Annotated in this window: 16 protein-coding genes; 12 read left to right on the top strand and 4 right to left on the bottom strand. The window is 48.7% G+C overall.

The genetic code is table 11. The features are described 5' to 3' along the window. Window positions 1-13 precede the first annotated feature (13 nt). The 3 genes from lpxC to ACES2G_RS11110 all read left to right on the top strand — a co-directional run bounded on the left by lpxC (window position 14) and on the right by ACES2G_RS11110 (window position 3,377). On the top strand, window positions 14-922 hold the full coding sequence (lpxC, locus tag ACES2G_RS11120; RefSeq protein WP_347358310.1) for a UDP-3-O-acyl-N-acetylglucosamine deacetylase: 909 nt from the start codon (window positions 14-16) through the stop codon (window positions 920-922). A 108-nt stretch (window positions 923-1,030) separates the two neighbouring features. Beyond that, entirely contained in the window at window positions 1,031-2,539 is a 1,509-nt protein-coding gene (locus ACES2G_RS11115; RefSeq protein ID WP_374000186.1) for a hypothetical protein, read from the top strand. A 97-nt stretch (window positions 2,540-2,636) separates the two neighbouring features. Further along, window positions 2,637-3,377, top strand: coding sequence for a hypothetical protein (locus ACES2G_RS11110; protein ID WP_347358312.1), 741 nt, complete (start codon window positions 2,637-2,639; stop codon window positions 3,375-3,377). A 58-nt stretch (window positions 3,378-3,435) separates the two neighbouring features. Here the strand turns inward: ACES2G_RS11110 and ACES2G_RS11105 are convergent, their stop codons facing one another. Next, window positions 3,436-5,088: a hypothetical protein gene (locus tag ACES2G_RS11105; protein ID WP_374000185.1), complete on the bottom strand. Its 1,653-nt coding sequence runs from the start codon at window positions 5,086-5,088 to the stop codon at window positions 3,436-3,438. 253 nt (window positions 5,089-5,341) lie between these two features. Between ACES2G_RS11105 and ald the strand changes: the two genes are divergently transcribed. Then, complete coding sequence (ald, locus tag ACES2G_RS11100) at window positions 5,342-6,448, top strand: alanine dehydrogenase (protein ID WP_374000184.1); 1,107 nt, start codon at window positions 5,342-5,344, stop codon at window positions 6,446-6,448. A gap of 87 nt (window positions 6,449-6,535) precedes the next feature. On the opposite strand, the gene ACES2G_RS11095 is transcribed toward ald, so the two are convergent. Then, the gene (locus ACES2G_RS11095; RefSeq protein ID WP_374000183.1) at window positions 6,536-7,267 is read right to left on the bottom strand and encodes a ComEC/Rec2 family competence protein; all 732 of its coding nucleotides are present in this window, start codon (window positions 7,265-7,267) and stop codon (window positions 6,536-6,538) included. Further along, on the bottom strand, window positions 7,264-7,983 hold the full coding sequence (locus ACES2G_RS11090; RefSeq protein WP_374000182.1) for a ComEC/Rec2 family competence protein: 720 nt from the start codon (window positions 7,981-7,983) through the stop codon (window positions 7,264-7,266). The genes ACES2G_RS11095 and ACES2G_RS11090 overlap by 4 nt, the downstream gene beginning before the upstream one ends. Window positions 7,984-8,481: 498 nt before the next feature. On the opposite strand from ACES2G_RS11090, the gene ACES2G_RS11085 reads away from it, so the two are divergent. From ACES2G_RS11085 to ACES2G_RS11075, 3 genes are read left to right on the top strand one after another with little or no spacing between them, the layout of a single operon-like run. Then, on the top strand, window positions 8,482-9,009 hold the full coding sequence (locus tag ACES2G_RS11085; protein ID WP_347358317.1) for a tetratricopeptide repeat protein: 528 nt from the start codon (window positions 8,482-8,484) through the stop codon (window positions 9,007-9,009). A 46-nt stretch (window positions 9,010-9,055) separates the two neighbouring features. After that, entirely contained in the window at window positions 9,056-10,684 is a 1,629-nt protein-coding gene (locus tag ACES2G_RS11080; protein ID WP_374000180.1) for a LysM peptidoglycan-binding domain-containing protein, read from the top strand. A 42-nt stretch (window positions 10,685-10,726) separates the two neighbouring features. Further along, entirely contained in the window at window positions 10,727-11,653 is a 927-nt protein-coding gene (locus ACES2G_RS11075; RefSeq protein ID WP_347358319.1) for a DNA-processing protein DprA, read from the top strand. A 202-nt stretch (window positions 11,654-11,855) separates the two neighbouring features. On the opposite strand, the gene lptF is transcribed toward ACES2G_RS11075, so the two are convergent. Further along, the gene (gene lptF / locus ACES2G_RS11070) at window positions 11,856-12,959 is read right to left on the bottom strand and encodes an LPS export ABC transporter permease LptF (protein WP_347358320.1); all 1,104 of its coding nucleotides are present in this window, start codon (window positions 12,957-12,959) and stop codon (window positions 11,856-11,858) included. Between the two features lie 113 nt (window positions 12,960-13,072). Here lptF and ACES2G_RS11065 point away from each other — a divergent pair, with 113 nt between their 5' ends. The 5 genes from ACES2G_RS11065 to ACES2G_RS11045 all read left to right on the top strand — a co-directional run bounded on the left by ACES2G_RS11065 (window position 13,073) and on the right by ACES2G_RS11045 (window position 16,840). After that, on the top strand, window positions 13,073-14,107 hold the full coding sequence (locus ACES2G_RS11065; protein WP_347358321.1) for a hypothetical protein: 1,035 nt from the start codon (window positions 13,073-13,075) through the stop codon (window positions 14,105-14,107). Between the two features lie 68 nt (window positions 14,108-14,175). Beyond that, window positions 14,176-14,502, top strand: coding sequence for a thioredoxin (gene trxA / locus ACES2G_RS11060; protein WP_262551650.1), 327 nt, complete (start codon window positions 14,176-14,178; stop codon window positions 14,500-14,502). Window positions 14,503-14,711: 209 nt separating this feature from the next. Next, window positions 14,712-15,383, top strand: a complete 672-nt coding sequence (locus ACES2G_RS11055) for a hypothetical protein (protein ID WP_374000178.1) — start codon at window positions 14,712-14,714, stop codon at window positions 15,381-15,383. 108 nt (window positions 15,384-15,491) lie between these two features. Beyond that, entirely contained in the window at window positions 15,492-16,178 is a 687-nt protein-coding gene (locus ACES2G_RS11050) for a hypothetical protein (RefSeq protein ID WP_347358323.1), read from the top strand. A 20-nt stretch (window positions 16,179-16,198) separates the two neighbouring features. Continuing rightward, window positions 16,199-16,840, top strand: a complete 642-nt coding sequence (locus tag ACES2G_RS11045; protein WP_347358324.1) for an iron-containing redox enzyme family protein — start codon at window positions 16,199-16,201, stop codon at window positions 16,838-16,840. Window positions 16,841-17,405: the final 565 nt, after the last annotated feature.

Below are 17,405 nucleotides of genomic sequence, written 5' to 3'. Positions count from 1 at the left end.
CAGTCTAGACAAGATGTTCTTACAGAAAACGATTCGTAAAAAGACTATGGTTCAGGGGATCGGGATTCACTCTGGCGATCCTTGTACGCTTACCTTCCGTCCGGCGCCGGCTGATACGGGTGTTTATTTTATCCGGACAGACTTGCCGGGCAGTCCTTCGTTGAAAGTCACTGCTCGCAATGTACAGGCCACTTCGCATCAAACCACCATCGGCGGTCCGGAGTTTTCAGTGGCGACGATTGAGCACTGCGTTTCGGCTCTTTCTGCACTTCGTATTGATAATCTGTTTATTGAATTGGACGGGCCGGAAATTCCTATTGGTGATGGCAGTGCCAAAGTTTTCCTTGAGGCTTTATTGGCCGTGGGTATTGTCGAACAAGATCAGCCACGCAAGTACTGCTATATCACAGAGCCGATTTATTTCAGTGAAGGGGACAAGCACGCCTATGTGGTTCCTTATCATGGCTTGCGTTTGACGGTCACAATTGATTTCCCGAATCCAACAATTGGTAAACAGACAATTGATCTGGATATCAATGAACAGTCTTTCGGACGCGATGTTGCCAATGCTCGTACTTTTGGATTTATGAAAGACGTGGAGGCGTTGAAGTCTCGCGGACTGGCCAAAGGCGGAAGCTTGGACAACTGCGTGGTTTTGGATGGTGAAACCGTGGTGAATCCGGATGGCCTGCGTTGGGCCGATGAGTTTGTGCGACACAAGGCTTTGGATGCGCTGGGAGATCTGGTGACCTTGGAAATGCCTTTGATGGGGCACGTGGTGTTGTATAAGGCCGGCCATGATGTGATGAACAAGCTTGTGCGCAAGATCTGGGATTCCCCCAACAGCTATCGCCATGTCGAGCTGGGCGCGGATGTTTCAGAAGAAGTTCGAAGATACACCGGGTGGACTGTCCCAGTTTAAGACAAATCCGTTGTTTCCAGGTTCATATCGAACTGAATACCTACTTAGGGCCTTATGTAAGGCCCTTTCTTGTTAAGGCCCAGTAAAGAATTGCCGATATTTCATATTATGAAACTGAATGTTCTGGCACTTTATCTGTGTTTTTTTATGCTTTCTGCATGCACGTTGGATTTGTCTGTGCGCGGGGGCGATTTATCAAGCAACCTTGCTCCTGAAGATGAAATCATCACGGAAGTTCTGTCCGTGGACTTTAGAGCCAAAGCCGACAATAGCGAGATCTCTGAGATCTACCTAAGTAAAGATAAGACCCAATTTGATTTCATGACGAGTATTGAGGGATACGCAGAAGCGTTTGCCGCAGATCCGGACTTTGCGGGGCGGGGCTATGTGATGGTTCTAAAAAATCCATCTTCTCCGGCATCGTGGGCTGACAAGTCTTTATGGACCGTGACAGCCAAAGCTGAAGGGGTTCAGCACTATGTGGATCTTCCTGCGGGGTTGCAGTATTGCAAAGTCTTTCCTCACAAGTCGTCGATCAATCTTCATTGTAGGGATGTTGATTATGAACCCGTTTCTTATCAGATAGCGAAGAACAGCAAGGTGATTACTCCCTTGTTGTCGAAGCTTGGTTATGTCGATGACAGCAATTACCGGTTTAAGATCGAATTGATCAGATCCCAGGATGAGTCCCGGGATCTGATTGAGGTTCGCAAGATCGCGCGGGCGGACAGTTCCGACAGTAAATTGGTGGATCTTTATATACATATGAATGATTCCTACCGAAAGATTGCCATTGGAGCTTCGGACCTGACCGCGATCGAAGGGGCCAATGTTGGAGATGTATGGAAGAGAATCTCTGATGTGTTGGTAATGACTTCATTTAAGGCGTCCACTCAGGAGCACAATATTCTGTTCATTGACGTGTCAAATCCGGCAGCAATATCACTGACCCGTTTTTTTGCGGGGACAGATTGGTTTAGCTTGCAGGGTGTGATGGATGGGGCTTTGATCTTGGATGTAAGTGGCACTTTGAAGGCTTATCGAAGCGGCTCCGGCTTGGTGGATTTAAGCATCTCCAGTAATGGCTCTTTTAATATCGCCAATAACAGAGTTTATTTCAACACTCCGTGGGTGTTCGGTGAGCCACAGGACTTTATCGCCTGTGACATTGATGGAGGCTGTCAGACGATCATCAGCGATGTTGGCAGCTTTGATGTTTTAACTATTGCCAACGAACAGCAGAAGAAAATCTATTTCGTCAATAAAACTGTTCCTGAGGCTGATCGAGTGATCGAATCTGTCGATACGGTGACTAAGGCGATGGCGATTGAAACAGACTTGGGCGCGAAGCTGGCGGCCCGGTCTATCCCCGTGTCTAAGCTCACTGGGCTGGAACGTGATGGAAACTACCTGGTGGCCTATTACGAAAATCCGAATACAGGTAAGGAATCCTATGCCATTTTGGATCCTGAAACAGGGGATTATTTGGACTCCTTTGTAGGATATTGTTCGGGAACGATCGAAGAGAAGCAGGAATTTGTTCTTAAGAATCACAAGTATCTGGCTCCGCTGCATCAGGGGCTCAACTTATTGGAAAGCTCCTTTGGCTGCATGTAAGAGCTGTGTCGATGTGAGACATGGAATGGGTTTTCCATGCTTTCTCAACATTTAGCCAACACAATGAGGGTAGAACTGTATTTCTGGTGGGGGATGTATGCAGAATAAAAATAAAATCTGGGGCAGTGCTATTATCTTTGCTGTTCTGACTGTGTGTACGCTGACTTTTCAAAACTGTGCGCCAAGCTCCACCGAATCAGCTTCAACCTCCACCGATGGAACCACAAGCTCTGGTGACAGCTCCAGTACCAGCACCAATATTCTGACTTACCCGAACGCAGGCACGCCGGTGACTTTGATTCCAGGTCAAAGCATCACGCTGAAGCTGACCAAGCCTGCTTATATGAGCAATGCCGCAGACTATCTGTGGATTGTGCCTTCAGATGATTATGCACTGGCATCTTATTACGGCTTATTCACTGAGGTGAATGGCTATTTGTATGTGTCGCTGACGGTGAAATCTTCTTATGCTTCTGTTAAGAACATGCGTTTGTATATTTTGAAAATTGCCTCGAACACCTATGCGGATACGACGGGTCTTGGTCTTAAGGTGGATGCGTCGGCCTATGGTTCCCACTATTCTGCGGATATGGCTTCTGAAATGTGTGATGTGCGCAGTACCTATGTGCCGACATTTATCTATGATGAAAGCAAAGCGGCGGCGGATGCTCTGATTGTCTTTGATAATGGGGCGGGCGTCGGGGCTTTGGAGTGCAACTTCGGCGGAACCTCTGTGGATTGCCTGGCGACCGGCTCGTGGCCGTCGGATTGGAATTCTCGCAGTCTGACGATCACCGGATACAATCGGTGCGGTGTCGAAACAACTCGAACTTTCTAAACTCTGTGGGGATAAACGAAAAAGGGCTCTGAAATCAGAGCCCTTTTTTTATGGAAAACTATTTTTGGGACTTCAAGTATCCCACGATGTCGATGTCCGGAGGATTCGCGATGCCGACACCTGGAAGCGGGCCGGTCAATTCGTTTAGAGAGTAATCCATGCGAGCGTCATAGCGACGTTCCCACTGATTGCGCAACCATTGTTCGCGCTCGTACCATTGACGCTTGTTCGCATCGTCCTGGCAGGATGCCAGCTCTTGAGAAATGCGTGCTCCCCAACGAAGTTCGATACAATGATAAGGGTCAAAGCTCATCGCAAACAATCTTTGACGAGCGGCCTCAAGATTCAACATCACAGTGCGACCACTGGAGGTTGTGTAAGAGAACTGGCAGGCCTGGGCTTTTTGCGCGTAAACGTTGAACAGGTCCTGAGCCAGGTTGCCACCGTTATAGCGGATCGCCGGATCGCGACGTTTGTAGCGCTCGATGTTGGCTTTCGTGGAAGTCAAAAGATCCAAGAAGGCCACTTTCAAGCGGGCATCGCGAGAAGGGGTTGCATAGTTTTCCCACTCACCTTCGGTGCCGAAGATATTCACCGGCAGTCTTTCCGGATGGGCTTTGAATGAAACTCCGGAAGTGCGGGCGGTATCGACCGCATCAACACGGTCCTTCAAACTGACACAGATATCATCGGTCAGTTGCGCCATGTCTTTAAGCGGATCAATGTGCGCTTCACCTTCTGTCAGGCTTAGGCGGACATAGTCATAGAAGTTGACCTGTTGACCGTTGAAGATGAATTTGCCTTTGCTCCAGCCGGCAGAATCCGGATGAGTGCCATAGAACTGTTCCTGGCCGTAGAGTGGCAATTCAGAATTGCGAGCCGCCACGATTTTACCGCCAGCATAAGCGCCAGAGGAATCCACTTTGGCATCAACCAAAGTCAAAGGACGGAAGTTTTTGAAGCCTGCCCCCTGATTCGGATTGCTGCGTACGAATTTCGGCGTGAACATTCCCATCGTCAAAGAATTGTCCGGGTGGGCATCAATATAGAAGACGCGTCCATCATCCGAAATCTTATAAATAATCGCAACGTGTCCATTTGGATCATAGATAACTGTACCCGGGCGGATGGCTTGACGACTGATGCGGGTAGGATAGAAGTCCGTGAAAAGCTCTGTATCTTCGTTGCCCGCCATACGCAGGGACGCCGAGAAGGTCAGGCCCGGAACGATATTGTTCAGGATTTCCAGTGCGTTGGGGTACGTATTTTTGAAGATCCCGTTCTTGGTCAAAACGTCGTAACGTTTTGTCACCATATTGCCTTGGGGGGTGTAGCGGACGTCCTTCACTTTTTCGGTATTTAAAACGCTGGGTTTGATCTCAGCGGATACAGAGAAGGGCAGTCCATTTTTCCACGCAAAATAGCCGCGCAGATAATAAGGAAGATCCGCACAGTCAGCATAGTACTTCAACCCGGCAGCGTCGGTTCCATAGTACATGTTGGCAGTGCTTTGCAGGCAGGTGTCGACTTTACCGCATTGGCGGCGCTCTACGGCGTCTCCCAGACGGGCAACGAATTGACCGAACTGTTGTTCATGGACTTCTGTCCAAGCGGGTTGAGTGATGCGCCACTGAGTTGCTGCGGCGTTGTTCTGGGCATAGGCTCCTGAGGTAAGAAGGAGCATAAGCGATAGACGTCCAACAATTTTCATATTTTTCTCCAGCTATTAAAATCTGGAGGAGAGTAAACGATTTCGCGCTGAATTTCCCCTGTCAGGATTTTAGACAGTAGAAAGTACCTGTTCCACCCCGATAGGGGCCGAAAAATGTCCCTGGGGCTGATGCGCCGTAGTCAGAAAAAACAACCCGACGGCTTTTCATTTTGTTACCGATCTGGTTATTTTCTGAGTATCATAACCTGAAAATTGAATATTGAAGGTGCTTCGCGCCTGACAGGAGAAGATCATGATTATCGGTGTTCCTAAGGAGATTAAAATTTCTGAAAACCGCGTGGGTTTGACTGAGGCGGGTGTTCGTCAGTACGTGAATGAAGGTCACACTGTGATCGTTGAAAAAGATGCGGGCGTGGGCTCTGGCATTACCAACGAACAGTACGAAAAAGCGGGCGCGAAAATCATCGACACTAAAAAAGAAGTGTACGCGAAAGCAGACATGATCCAAAAAGTGAAAGAACCACTTCCTGACGAATACGAATTGATGAAGGAAAACCAAATCCTTTACACTTATCTTCACCTGGCTGCTGAAGCGAAACTGACGAAAGTACTTTGCGAGCGTAAAGTAAAGGCGATTGCTTACGAAACGATCCAGCTGGACAACGGCTCTTTGCCATTGTTGACTCCAATGTCTGAAGTTGCCGGTCGTATGGCGACTCAAATCGGTGCTTTCTACCTGCAAAAAGATCACGGTGGTAAAGGCATCCTTATGGGCGGTGTTACTGGGGTTAAACCTGGCAAAGTAACAATCATCGGTGGTGGTGTTGTTGGTACGAACGCCGCGAAAATGGCCGTAGGTCTTGGCGCTTCTGTAACGATCCTTGATGTGAACACAGCACGTCTTGAGTATCTGGATGATATCTTCCAAGGTCGTTGCATGACGCTGTTCTCGAACGCGAAAAACATCGAAGACTCTGTCAAAGAATCTGATCTGGTGGTCGGTGGTGTTCTGATCACGGGTCATAAAGCACCAACTCTGGTTTCCAAAGAAATGGTTGCCAGCATGAGCAAGGGCTCGGTGGTTGTGGATGTTGCCGTTGACCAAGGTGGTTGTATTGAAACTTGCCGCCCAACTTCTCACACCAACCCAACTTATGAAGTTGATGGCGTCATTCATTATTGCGTTCCAAACATGCCGGGCGTGGTTCCTAGAACCTCCACTTATGCATTGACGAACGTGACTTTGAAGTACGGCTCTATGATTGCAGCTATGGGTGTTGAAGACGCCGTGGCTAAATCTCCAGCTTTGTTGAAAGGTCTGAATGTCTATGGTGGTCATGTGGTGTACGAGCCAGTAGCTCGTGATCTGCACATGGAATACAAGCCTTACAAAGCTTAGTTCCTTAATTTGATCTAAAATAAAAAAAAGCCCGCATCTGGAAAGAGTGCGGGCTTTTTTTTGTTTCCAGATTCAGCGCCCTCGTCTTTAGGGGCCCTCAATCCAAATATTTCCCCAGTCTTCGGTGCGCAAGACAGGGACTTGATGCTGGCGCAGTCTTGCCAGAACCTGAGGATGGGGATGTTTGTAGCGGGCCCAGCGCGCCGAAGCCACGCTCAATTTCAAGTCTGGCACGGCTTGCAGCAGCTCCTCTGAGCTGCTGGTGCGGCTGCCATGATGGCCCAGAATTAAAATGCGGCTTGGGCGCACCCACGAAATTTGGCACCAGACTTTTTCGGCGGCCGCCGTGGAATCCCCGGGAATCAGGATCTGACGGTGGCTGACAATATGGCTTTGGGCATTGCTATCCTTTTTAGACCTCTGTTGAGGGGTCCATACGCGAACTTCTTTTCTGTCGAGCGCGCAGGGGGGAAGTTTGCTGACTAATGATTCCTTATAGCGCGAGGACTTGCCCAGCGGAGCCAAGGCCAGGCACACCCGTGGCAAAGATCTTTTAAGAGCTGGTTTGGAAAGGGCGCCCACATGATCCCAATCCCAGTGGGACAGATGGATTTCATTGGGTTTGTCGCCGCAGACCTGGTGCAGCTTTTTCCAGGGAAAGAACTCGCCGCCCATGTCAAAGTGCTGACAATGGTCCGCTGTGATTTGCGTCAGCCATTGACCTTGCCCCACATTCCAAATCACAAAGTACGACCGAGCAAAGAAATCATGCAGTGGTGTCGCGCTGAGAGTGATAATAAAAAATAGCAACACATTCATCGCGAGTCCCGTCCTTGCCAAAGGCGCAAGCGCAGAAAGTGCATGAATACATGCCAGAATAAAATCCACAGCCACAAAATTTCGATCCTGGGCAGTGTTCCTTTGGTGATGACGATAGGTTCGGCCACTATGCTCAGCATGTCTTTAAAGAACGCCATGACCTGATCAAAGACGCTGGCCAGTGGCGGCACCAAGGCTGTCAAAAAAGCCAAGGGCAGCAGAACATAAGATACCACGGGCGCCAGAATCAGATTGTAGACCAAACTCAATGGATGCAGGCTGCCCAGTCCCCACAGGGGAGCACACATAAATAAGAAAATCGAGATTTGCGCCAGAAAAACCCGGACGACCGGAGCACGAATTCGCAGCAGCGATGGCCAGCACAAAGCCAGGGCGGCACACCAGCTCATCACGAGCGACAATGAATTCCACCAAGCTGGAAATAATATCAGTGTCAGAAGCCCCGTGATCAGGACAGTCAGATCCGCGGGGAAAGACCAGCGCCAGTGTTGCAGAAAGCTGCGAGTGAAAAGGCCTAAAAGGGCTCGAACGGCCGGGGCCTGCCATCCTACTGCGAGCGAGTAGAGTCCCAGAACAATGAATCTTACAAAGAGTGGAATTCGTAATATGCCTAAGAGTTCATCAAGCAAAATCAGGTGAGAACCGGAAATAACAAAGATGTGAATCAGAGAAGTTCGCTGCAGATTTTTCTGCAATTCTGACTCTGTGATTTTTTCTCCACAGAGAAGTGAGGAGAGTGACTGCTGTTCCTGTGAATTCCTCGGTAGAATCTGAACACATTTTTGCTGAAATTTCTGAGAGAGCAGTGATGTGTTTATCAGCAAAGCCGGTGGGCAGGCGATGCTTAAGCAAAGAGCAAGGGTGGCAAGAATGATCATGGTTATAGGCACTTAGCAAATTTCATAACGCACTGGATTTCTAAAATAGTCTGTCATTGGGTCCGTGCGTCTTCGAGGGTCGGATTTTAAGATCTGAAATTCAGGCGCATAATTACACGGCATTAATATGATTTATCTTAGTAAAATTAGATGTTTAAGATGTGCTTATGATTCAAGCAAATCGCTGAAACCCTTGAAAACAAATAGGTCTAAGGTCTAGGATTACAATAACTCAACATTTTATGTGGATAACTCCTGCTTGTTTGCACTTCTCAATGCGTGTCATACTTGAGAAAGATCACGAGGTGTCGAGAGATGAAGCAACTTAGACTATTAGCAGCAACGGTCCTTTTAAGCCTGCCTTTGGCGTCCACAGCAAAAACAGTGGAAGCAAGCTCCAAAGCAAAAAATCGCGACGTAGCTCAAGAAGCTTTGCTGGTGGAGCTGACGGGGAAAGACCTTTCGAAAGAAAGTGACATCACTCTGTATGCTGAAATGGTGAGCGCTTATGACGGCAATGATGAAATCGCTTTAAAGAGCCGTCTGCAAAGCCTTCTGGGCCGCTTCCCACAAAGTGCTTACGCTGACAATGCTTTGTTCCTGGCGGGGCGTATGGCGGTGGATAACTCCAACTACGCGCAGGCGATCAAGTACTTTTCTCAGATCGAAAAACAGTATCCTCGCAGCAATAAAGTGGCCGCAGCCAAGTATGCCAAGGCGATGACTTACAAAAAAATGAATCTGCCAGAATTTTCTCGTAAAGCTCTTGCAGAAGTGCGCTCTAAATACCCAGGCAGCCCCGAGTCTTTCCGCGCGGACGCTGAGTTGAAGGTTCTGAAGTAATTATCACGGCAAGGATGCAAGAGTGATGAACAAGAAGTTCTCTCTAATGATGGCACTGATTCTGACGGCGCTTGTGGCAAAAGCCCAAGACAATCCCCCGGATGCAAACTGGGAGTCCGATCCTTTGGACGTTCTGGAAAGCCAGCAAAAGGATGTGGTTGAACCCACGGTGCCTGAGTTCCAGGAAATCCCTGAGGACGGGGCCGCAGCTCCAGCCCCTCCGGCTCCGGAAGTGGCAGCACCTGAAAACAGCTTTGAAGACGTGTCTCCAGGGACTCCGGTTGAAGTGGCGCCTCCGCCATCTCAGACGGTGGAATCTTCCCCGGCTCCGGCACCCAGTGCGGCTGTGGGATCTGAACCTGATTATTCTCAGGAAGCTGAATTTCACCGTATCTATAAGAACTATAATGAACAGCCAACGTCTGTGGAGCTTTGGGAAAAGGCGGTAGGCGCACGTGAATCTGAAATGTATCGGGTTCAAAAGGGTGACACCTTGTGGGGCATCTCCACCACGTTCTTTGGTGATCCCAACTTCTGGCCCAAAATTTGGTCTTTGAATAATGGCGCGGTGGCAAACCCGCACGAAATTGATCCGCTGATGAATATTCAATTCTTCCCGGGAACGGCGGATGAAGCTCCGACGTTGGATCTTGCAGCAGCCGGGACTGTGGAAAAGGATGCGACAGCTCCTGTAACTGCCACAGATGCAGGCAAGGCGCCGGTGGCGGGGGCTAATATTCCGCGTCCGAAGAAAAGAGCCCCGTTGTTGAAGACTTTGCCAAACAGTCTGCCTCAGTATCGCATGGGTGTATTAAGAGACGCCAAGGTCGAACTTCAGGTGGAGCTGCCTAAGAATCAGTTCCCGACGGCGCCAGAGTTTCTGGAATACTATATGACGGACACGCCGATCACGGGTGTGGGACGCGTGACCTCTACCGAAATGGATATGAAAACGGCGGGGGAATATCAGTTCATTTATGTGCAGTTGGATGATTCTGCCAGCAAAGAGTTTGTGGCTCAGAAAAATCTGACAAAAGTGGCTGATCCTCAGGTGAAAAACCGTGAAGGTCAGATGGTTGAGTTGCAAGGTCAGATTGAAGTCCTTGAGAAAGTAAACGATCAGCAGAACATCTATCGTGCGATCGTGAAGAAATCCCTGCAGCCGATAGAGGTCGGGGCTTTGCTGACGCCGGGCCGTCTGCCGATGATTGATCCATCGTCTGCGGGTTTGACCTCGGGAGTCGGGGCTCGAATCATCGGAGGTCAGTTTGATCGTAAGCGCAATATCTTTGGCAACAGCACTTTGGTGTTCCTGGATGGTGGATCCGGTCAAGGTTTGCAGGAAGGTCAGTCACTGGCCATTTTTGCTGACGAGCGCGTGCGCAACAAAAAAAGCGGCGCCGTGATGAATGACCGAGTGATCGGTACGGTAAAAATTGTGCGCGTGTCTGCAAACTTTGCCACAGGTTATGTGGTGAAAGCTTCCGACAATGTGGTGGTCGGGGATTACGTAGGAAAACCGATGACTCAGGCGATGAACGCGGCTCCGGTGGTGGAAACACCAGCCAAAGTGGATTCGGACTTTGAAAAAGAGTTTGATGACATGCCTGCCGACACGCCAAGTGCAACGCCGGCGCCGGACGCCGGATCTGAAGACTCTGAATTGGACTTTTAAAGACATCACAAAGGGCTCTGCAGATTGCAGGGCCCTTTGTGCATGAATGACCTTTATTCTCTATCACAAATTATTAAGAACCATCCGGCCTATGCTCTGGCCCGAGATGAAATTCATCAGTCATATCTTATGCTGGCACGTGAAGGCCGCTTGCAGGCTTCCGAAGTCATGGTGACCGTCCGTGAGAAATGGCCGGAGCTGCATGAGGCCTTGCTCAAGAATCATTCTTTGTTCAAAAAACACTGTGAAGAAACTCTGAAACTGCAGTTGCAGGGAGTGCAGTTTGTTGTCTATGGCGAGATCCTTTATCCCTCTATGTGTTATCGCATGTCTGATCCTCCTTTGACTTTAAGTTATATCGGGGCGCCAGCGTGGTTGAATGACAGGACTTTGTCGGTGGTGGGAAGCCGTGAGCCCGCAGCGGACTCATTGTTGTGGATGGAAAAAGAGCTGGCGAATTTTTGCGAGCAGGTTCAGCCGTGTATCGTCAGTGGGGGTGCTCGGGGAATAGATCAAAAGGCGCATAGTGTGGCCTTGCGAAAAGGCTGTGCCACTATTGTCGTTCTGCCGTCTGGTCTGGGGGAAATTTATCCGTCGTCTTTGCAAGAATGGATCGCCTTGGTCACCGAGCAGGGCGGTTGTTTTTTGAGTGAATATGATTATCGCCAAAGAATGCACAAACATTTATTCCATCATCGCAATCGTCTTATCGCAGCTTTGGGACAGGCAAGTTTGCTGGTGGAGGCGCGCCGACGCAGTGGAACTCTGATCACTGCGTCCCAAGCGGTGCAGCTGGGGCGCCCGGTGTGGGTGGTGCCGGGTCATCCTTTGGATCCGCATTTTCTGGGGGGATTGGATTTGTTATTGGACGGTGCGCAGATGGTCCGCGATGCTCAAGATTTGTTCATGTTTTTCGGCGAAGAAAATGTTGGTGCGCAAATGTCCCCAGCAGGGGTAGCGACATTCTAGAGTCATCGCGCTACCTGTAGTGGGTATCATAAGTAATGAAAATGCTTAGGAAAAAAATGAAAGCTTCTGAAAAAACCTTTTGCAAGCTCTGCATATTGCCCCTACCATTTGAGTTAAGGGAGGGGCGATGTGGTCAGGGACGACCGTGGTAGTAAGGATGCTACTGCATCGCTCTATTTTTAGTCCGCACAGCTGTTCTAGCTTAGTTCCAGTTTCTTCTTAAAGTTTCCAGACCCAAAAATGCAAAGATCACGTTCGGCGTCCAAATCGCGAAAGCCGCAGGCAATGCGCCACTACGAGCTGCTCCCTCTGCAGCGACGTACAAAATCCAATAGAAAATGATAATACCAATACACAGGATCATACCACCGGCTTTGGCTGCTCGGCGGTTGGTGGTGGTGCCCAAGCCCACACCGATCATCGCAAACACGATGCACAGGGCAGAGATCGCCCAGCGTTTATGATACTCGGTCTGCAGCGTGCGCAGCAGCTCCTTGTCCTCGATCTTTTCATTCAGGCGATTGCGCACTTCCTGCAAAGTCAGGGATGGCGGGGACTTGGCTTTTTCTTCCAGATTCAAAGGTTCAGAAAAGCGCACGTCATAGTTGTCAAAACTGATTTTGGTGTGAGTTTTGGCCTGACGGTGAATTTCACCTTGGTTCAGGCGAAGCAGGATTTCGTGGCCGGGGCGGTCCGGGTCAGGAACGATTTCTCCGGCCTTGGCGATGATAGTCAGGGGAACGTCACCGCTTTTTTCGTCATAGATAAAGACTTTCTTCAGCAGTCCCTTGTCGGTGTTCACTTCGTTGGCATAGATGACCATATCAAAGAACCCTTCAGAGAAGGTGCCCTCTTTGATCACGGCGGCCGCTTTTGTATTGGCCAGGCGCGAGTATAAAACTTCAAACTGGCGATTTCCCCACGGGGCGATGTTGAAGGACATTTGGGCCGAGATGATGCCCACCAAGGTTGCCAGGATCAGGGCTGGTAGCAGCAGAGTTCCCATGGGAAGGCCGCTGGCTTTCATAGCGACAATCTCTGAGTCCTGGCTGAGGCGGCCATAGGTCAGCAGGACTGAAAATAACAGTGCCATAGGGAACAGAATCGGAAGCATGGAGATCACGACATAGCCAATGATTTCGGCAATGGTTTTAAGAGCCACCCCGTGGACCAGGGCGAACTCGGTCAGGCGTAGCACCTGAAACATGAGGATGATTGAGATAAATACCAAAAGCCCCAAAATAAAACTGGGAAGCATTTCAAAGAAGATGTACTGCGCGGCTTTTTTTCCGTTAAAGATGCTCAAAAGTGGTCTCCGTGTTGTTCCCATTCTAGACTGCCCTAAGGACGACGTCATCGCGTCCATTGTCCAGAAGAAGCCTTATTGACCCTTTAGATTCCTTATCTGACAATAGTGATATGAACAAGATTCTTTTGGTTTATGAGGACTATGCAGACCTGATGTCGGTTGAAGGCACTTTGAAAAAAGTGGGTTTTGACGTGATCGGTCTGACCAGCGAATATTCCGTGGCAGAGCAGATGCTGGCGTTCAATCCGGATCTTGTTATTGGAGCGGGTAAAGGGGGGAAGGTCAGTTCCTTAGGGGTTGGAAAGCGCCTGAAGGACATGACCCGCTGGCAGGGAAAAGCGATTTTGATTTTTCCGGCGAACTTCAAGCCCAACCCGCAGGATTTGATCAAGATCCGCGTTGATATGGTTTTGGAGGCTCCTGTGCCTCCGCTGCGGCTGGTGCAGGTGATTGGTCGTATGTTGGGCCATGACGAGGCAATGCTGTTGGATCGCCTGAATAAAGCGATGCACGTGGAAAGCCCGCAAAAAACAGCGACAACCGTTTCTGGAAAGTATTCCCCAGAGGGCGAAGCTATTTATGTTAAGGGAACCACGCCTGAGGAAGCCTCAGAGGACGCCTCTTTGCGCACAGAAAGAGTTCATGAGAATTCTGAAGATGTGGCATTAAGTGATGAAGAGCAGGGTGAAAAGATCGCCTTCCGTTTTGGCGATCGAATGCAGTCCGCAGACTCAGAGCAGGTGTCGACAGAGTCTTCTGAGAGTGCTTTTCCTGATGTGGACATGAAAGCCTTTGAGCGCGAGCTGTTCGGTGGCGGAGTGTCCGAGGTGGAAAGAATCGAAGAAGCAACACCTCAAGTGGTGGATGAAGTTTTGTCGACACAGTCGTCTCCCGCCGAAGAAAGCCTGGAAGAAGTCAGCGTAAGGGCGCTGGAAAGCCTCAAAAAGGCGGAAGGCAGCCTGCGCGACAAGATGAATAAATATGCAAAAATGGTTGAGGATGTGAAGGTCGCTCCGAAAAGCACGGTGACCCGAGTTGAAGCGCGTCGTCGCCAGAAGATCCTGGAAGAGACGTGGGATAAAGAAAATGTCAGTGAAATTGATAGGTTAAGACAGGAATTCACAAAAGCCCTCTTTAAAAAGTAATTGATCCTCAGCGGTCTTGACGATAGAGTTTTCGTGATCACATTTAGTTTAGATAATGGAGGCCATTCATGGGCACATTTACGAAGGCAGTTACCGACACATCTTTTGACTCTGAAGTTCTTAACTCTACAACTCCGGTCCTGGTTGATTTCTGGGCTGAGTGGTGCGGACCATGCCGTGCTTTGGCTCCAAAATTGGAAGAAGTGGCTCAAGAATTGGGTGCTAAAGTTAAGATCGTAAAAGTAAACGTGGATGAGAACCCAAGTGTTCCTGGTAAGTATGGCATTCGCGGTATTCCTGCGATGTTGTTGTTCAAAGGTGGCAGCGAAGTGGGGCAATTGGTTGGTAACCACCCTAAAGACGCTATTCTTGAGTTTTTGAACAAGAACGTTTAGTTCCCCAGGGCTTAGAACAACAAGCGAAAATTTAGAAAGAGACCTCGATGAGGTCTCTTTTTTTATTTCCTGCAGTTCTTGTTTAGTAACATGAGGAGTTTGTAAGGATTGCTAATTCGAGGGGGCAAAAAATTCTTTGAATTGGACATTGGTTGGGACCTTGAATATGATTTTGCTGTATTATTTTGAGATGTTTGGTCGAGGGCGTAATGCAGTTAGATTCATTGGTAAGTGGCAATCTTGATGAAATTTTGAGCGAAGAGTTCAAAGTAATATCAGAAGATATTTGTCGAATGTTGGCAACTGAGGGGAAAGAGATCGTTCCCTATCTTCCAGGTCTGCCGTTTTTCTCCCGCTTGCCATCCACGGGTAAAAAGAGTGTTGTTGAAACTCTGCGCTTTTACCAGGAGCTATGTCATTCCCAGTTAGCTGAAGGATACCGTATTAACGACAGTCTGTCGTTCACCTGGCGTGCATTCCGAAGGTTGGGTCTGGTTCCTCGCGCTGAGTTGTTCAATCATATGCGCAACGAAGATATCGTTGAGATTTATTCTGAGGACCATATTCAGTTGTTCAGAAATTTCACGTTCTTTGATTTCTGTTCCTACACATTGGAAGAGCTTCATACAAATGAATGGTGGGCTCTTTTTGAAAGAGACGAAGAAATCACCACGAAGATCATCGAAGAAGTGCGCAGGGTGTTTGCGGAGGAAGTTCGTGAAACCTTCACTCCGGATATTCCTAAGCATATCCTGCGGGAGATCCGTTCGGCAGATAGGCTATGCCAGACGATGGAAATCCGTCGTATGAGTCCATTGTATCGAAATAGAAAAGTGGCCGCAGTTATTGTCCTCGAAAAAGTTGAAATGTTACAAAACTGAAAACTCAAAATAATTTCAACTTCTCAAATTCAAACGTTTTGCTTTGATAAACACCATTAAGTTCACCCCCGAGACTCCGAAAGGATTCCCCATGCAAGGAGAAGCTGCATGGGGAACTTCAAGTACCATTTATTTAATCCGAGAGATTTGACCCCGGAAACATCTGTACTCAGCAACAAGATTTATGAGGCTTGGCGTGCGGTCTACAGTGAGGTTTTGGGGTCTGTTAATGAGCCATTGAACGCCGATGATTTTCACCGCAATGACATCATTGTGTGTGTCACTGACGGCGATAAAGACGATAGAATTGTGGGCTTTCATTTGTACAGCGTGTTCGATCTGCGCTCAAAGGCCCATTTGGATCACCATTACATGAAGGCTTTTGACGAAGTCACTCTAGCCCGCTTTCGTACACGCGGAATCACCACTTTAATGAGTATGGAATATCTGACGGTGTTGCCGGAATACCGTTCACGTAACTCTGACGTAAACTGGTCAGAAATCATCATCGCGCTGGGCAGCCGGGTGATGGACGTTTCCAGTTGGGATGCGGTGATTGGGACGGGTCGTAAGGACTTACATGTTCGCAGGAAGGCCGCCCATAGTGGGCTTGAGTTCTTTGGCGACGTGATGAAGATGAACTATGTGTGTGAAATTCTGCTGGCGCAGAAAGGGAAGATCACACCGTTTGAAGATCCCAAGGCTGCGGCTCTGGTAGATCGTCTTTGGGCAGAGAAAAACTGCCATATTCCTTTTTTGAATCAAGAAACCAAATACAACAAGAAAGCAGTCTAAGAGCTGCGAAAGAAGGCATTATGAAAATGAATGTTTCGGATGAACTTAATAAACTGATGCAGGAATGCAAAACCAAAATCGACAGTTTCCCTTGGCATGACCGGGCTTGCTATTCCGCGTGGGTGGCACAGACTTATTACTTTGTCAGTCACTCCACACGTCTTTTGGCGCTATCGGCCGCCCGTACGCCCTTGGCGGCTCAGGATTACCATGTGCGCTTCCTAGCCCATACCACCGAGGAAAAAGGCCATGAGAAGCTTCTGGTCAACGATATGAAGGGGCTGGGTGGAAAAATGTCTGAATGGCCGGAAATGGCGGCGGCATCGGCGATGTATCAGACTCAGTATTATCATATTGAACACTCTTCTCCGATGGCGTTCTTTGGTTACATTCTGGCGTTGGAAGCTTTAGCCGCCCGTTTCGGGGGTGATATTGGGAAAAAAGTTGAAGCAAGCTTTGGTCCTAAAGCCGCTCACTTCCTTCGTGTTCACGCCGAAGAGGATATTGGTCACGTTGAAGAGGCAATGGAAAAGATCAACCATCTGCCACCGGATCAGCAGCAATTGGTTCTGAGCAATCTGCGCCAGTCGTTGACGTACTATATTCAAATGCTGGATGAGTGCGTTGCTTATGGCCGCAGTCGCGCCCGTAACGCGGCTTAGGCGGGTGGAAGTAAGAATCAGGCTAGTGTTAAAAATGCCTCTGGCACATTGCCAGGGGCATTTTCATTGGTGTCACAGCTTCTTTATTGTCATGAAGATCTCTGTGGACGCTCCTTGAGACGGTGTCTCACTTTGGGTCGCTTTGCTGTGAAGGTTTGCATTACATTTTTGAAAACATGATACAGAATCGCTTTGAAACTCTCCTTTATCCAAATCTTAACCGAAAAGTTAGGTAACCCAAAGTGAGGCTGGAGGGAACGTGTTCTGCGGGCAACTTCTTAAAGCTGCATTGATATATACATGCTTTACACTGCTTGGTTGTGGAATAGACGCGACATTGATATCAAAAAAAAGCGCAACTTTATCTGTGCAAAAGGTTGATAACTCCGGAATCGTTAATGACGCCAATCAGAATTCCTTTTTAATGCAGGGGCTTTGTAAGGACCTCTCCGAGGTCGTTATATCTACGGCCTCTTTTAGCGTGAATACACCGTGTATAGATGATGCTTGGAGTATCAATTTAGATCTTTCCGCTCTCTCAGAGCAGATCATCACAGTTAAGCTG

Source organism: Bdellovibrio bacteriovorus (assembly GCF_041888015.1).
GTDB lineage: Bacteria > Bdellovibrionota > Bdellovibrionia > Bdellovibrionales > Bdellovibrionaceae > Bdellovibrio.
The sequence above is the reverse complement of the archived record's forward strand: the minus strand, read 5'-3'. Positions and strand labels throughout refer to the sequence as shown.

What these genes read in the sequence shown, in the direction of transcription:
- lpxC (WP_347358310.1), top strand. Translation starts at nt 14, where the DNA reads ATGTTCTTACAGAAAACGATTCGTAAAAAGACTATGGTTCAGGGGATC.
- ACES2G_RS11065 (WP_347358321.1), top strand. Translation starts at nt 13,073, where the DNA reads ATGAACAAGATTCTTTTGGTTTATGAGGACTATGCAGACCTGATGTCG.
- ACES2G_RS11075 (WP_347358319.1), top strand. Translation starts at nt 10,727, where the DNA reads ATGAATGACCTTTATTCTCTATCACAAATTATTAAGAACCATCCGGCC.
- ACES2G_RS11080 (WP_374000180.1), top strand. Translation starts at nt 9,056, where the DNA reads ATGATGGCACTGATTCTGACGGCGCTTGTGGCAAAAGCCCAAGACAAT.
- ACES2G_RS11110 (WP_347358312.1), top strand. Translation starts at nt 2,637, where the DNA reads ATGCAGAATAAAAATAAAATCTGGGGCAGTGCTATTATCTTTGCTGTT.
- ACES2G_RS11105 (WP_374000185.1), bottom strand. Translation starts at nt 5,088, where the DNA reads ATGAAAATTGTTGGACGTCTATCGCTTATGCTCCTTCTTACCTCAGGA.
- ACES2G_RS11085 (WP_347358317.1), top strand. Translation starts at nt 8,482, where the DNA reads ATGAAGCAACTTAGACTATTAGCAGCAACGGTCCTTTTAAGCCTGCCT.
- ACES2G_RS11045 (WP_347358324.1), top strand. Translation starts at nt 16,199, where the DNA reads ATGAAAATGAATGTTTCGGATGAACTTAATAAACTGATGCAGGAATGC.
- ACES2G_RS11050 (WP_347358323.1), top strand. Translation starts at nt 15,492, where the DNA reads ATGGGGAACTTCAAGTACCATTTATTTAATCCGAGAGATTTGACCCCG.
- trxA (WP_262551650.1), top strand. Translation starts at nt 14,176, where the DNA reads ATGGGCACATTTACGAAGGCAGTTACCGACACATCTTTTGACTCTGAA.
- ACES2G_RS11115 (WP_374000186.1), top strand. Translation starts at nt 1,031, where the DNA reads ATGAAACTGAATGTTCTGGCACTTTATCTGTGTTTTTTTATGCTTTCT.
- ACES2G_RS11095 (WP_374000183.1), bottom strand. Translation starts at nt 7,267, where the DNA reads ATGAATGTGTTGCTATTTTTTATTATCACTCTCAGCGCGACACCACTG.
- ald (WP_374000184.1), top strand. Translation starts at nt 5,342, where the DNA reads ATGATTATCGGTGTTCCTAAGGAGATTAAAATTTCTGAAAACCGCGTG.
- ACES2G_RS11055 (WP_374000178.1), top strand. Translation starts at nt 14,712, where the DNA reads ATGCAGTTAGATTCATTGGTAAGTGGCAATCTTGATGAAATTTTGAGC.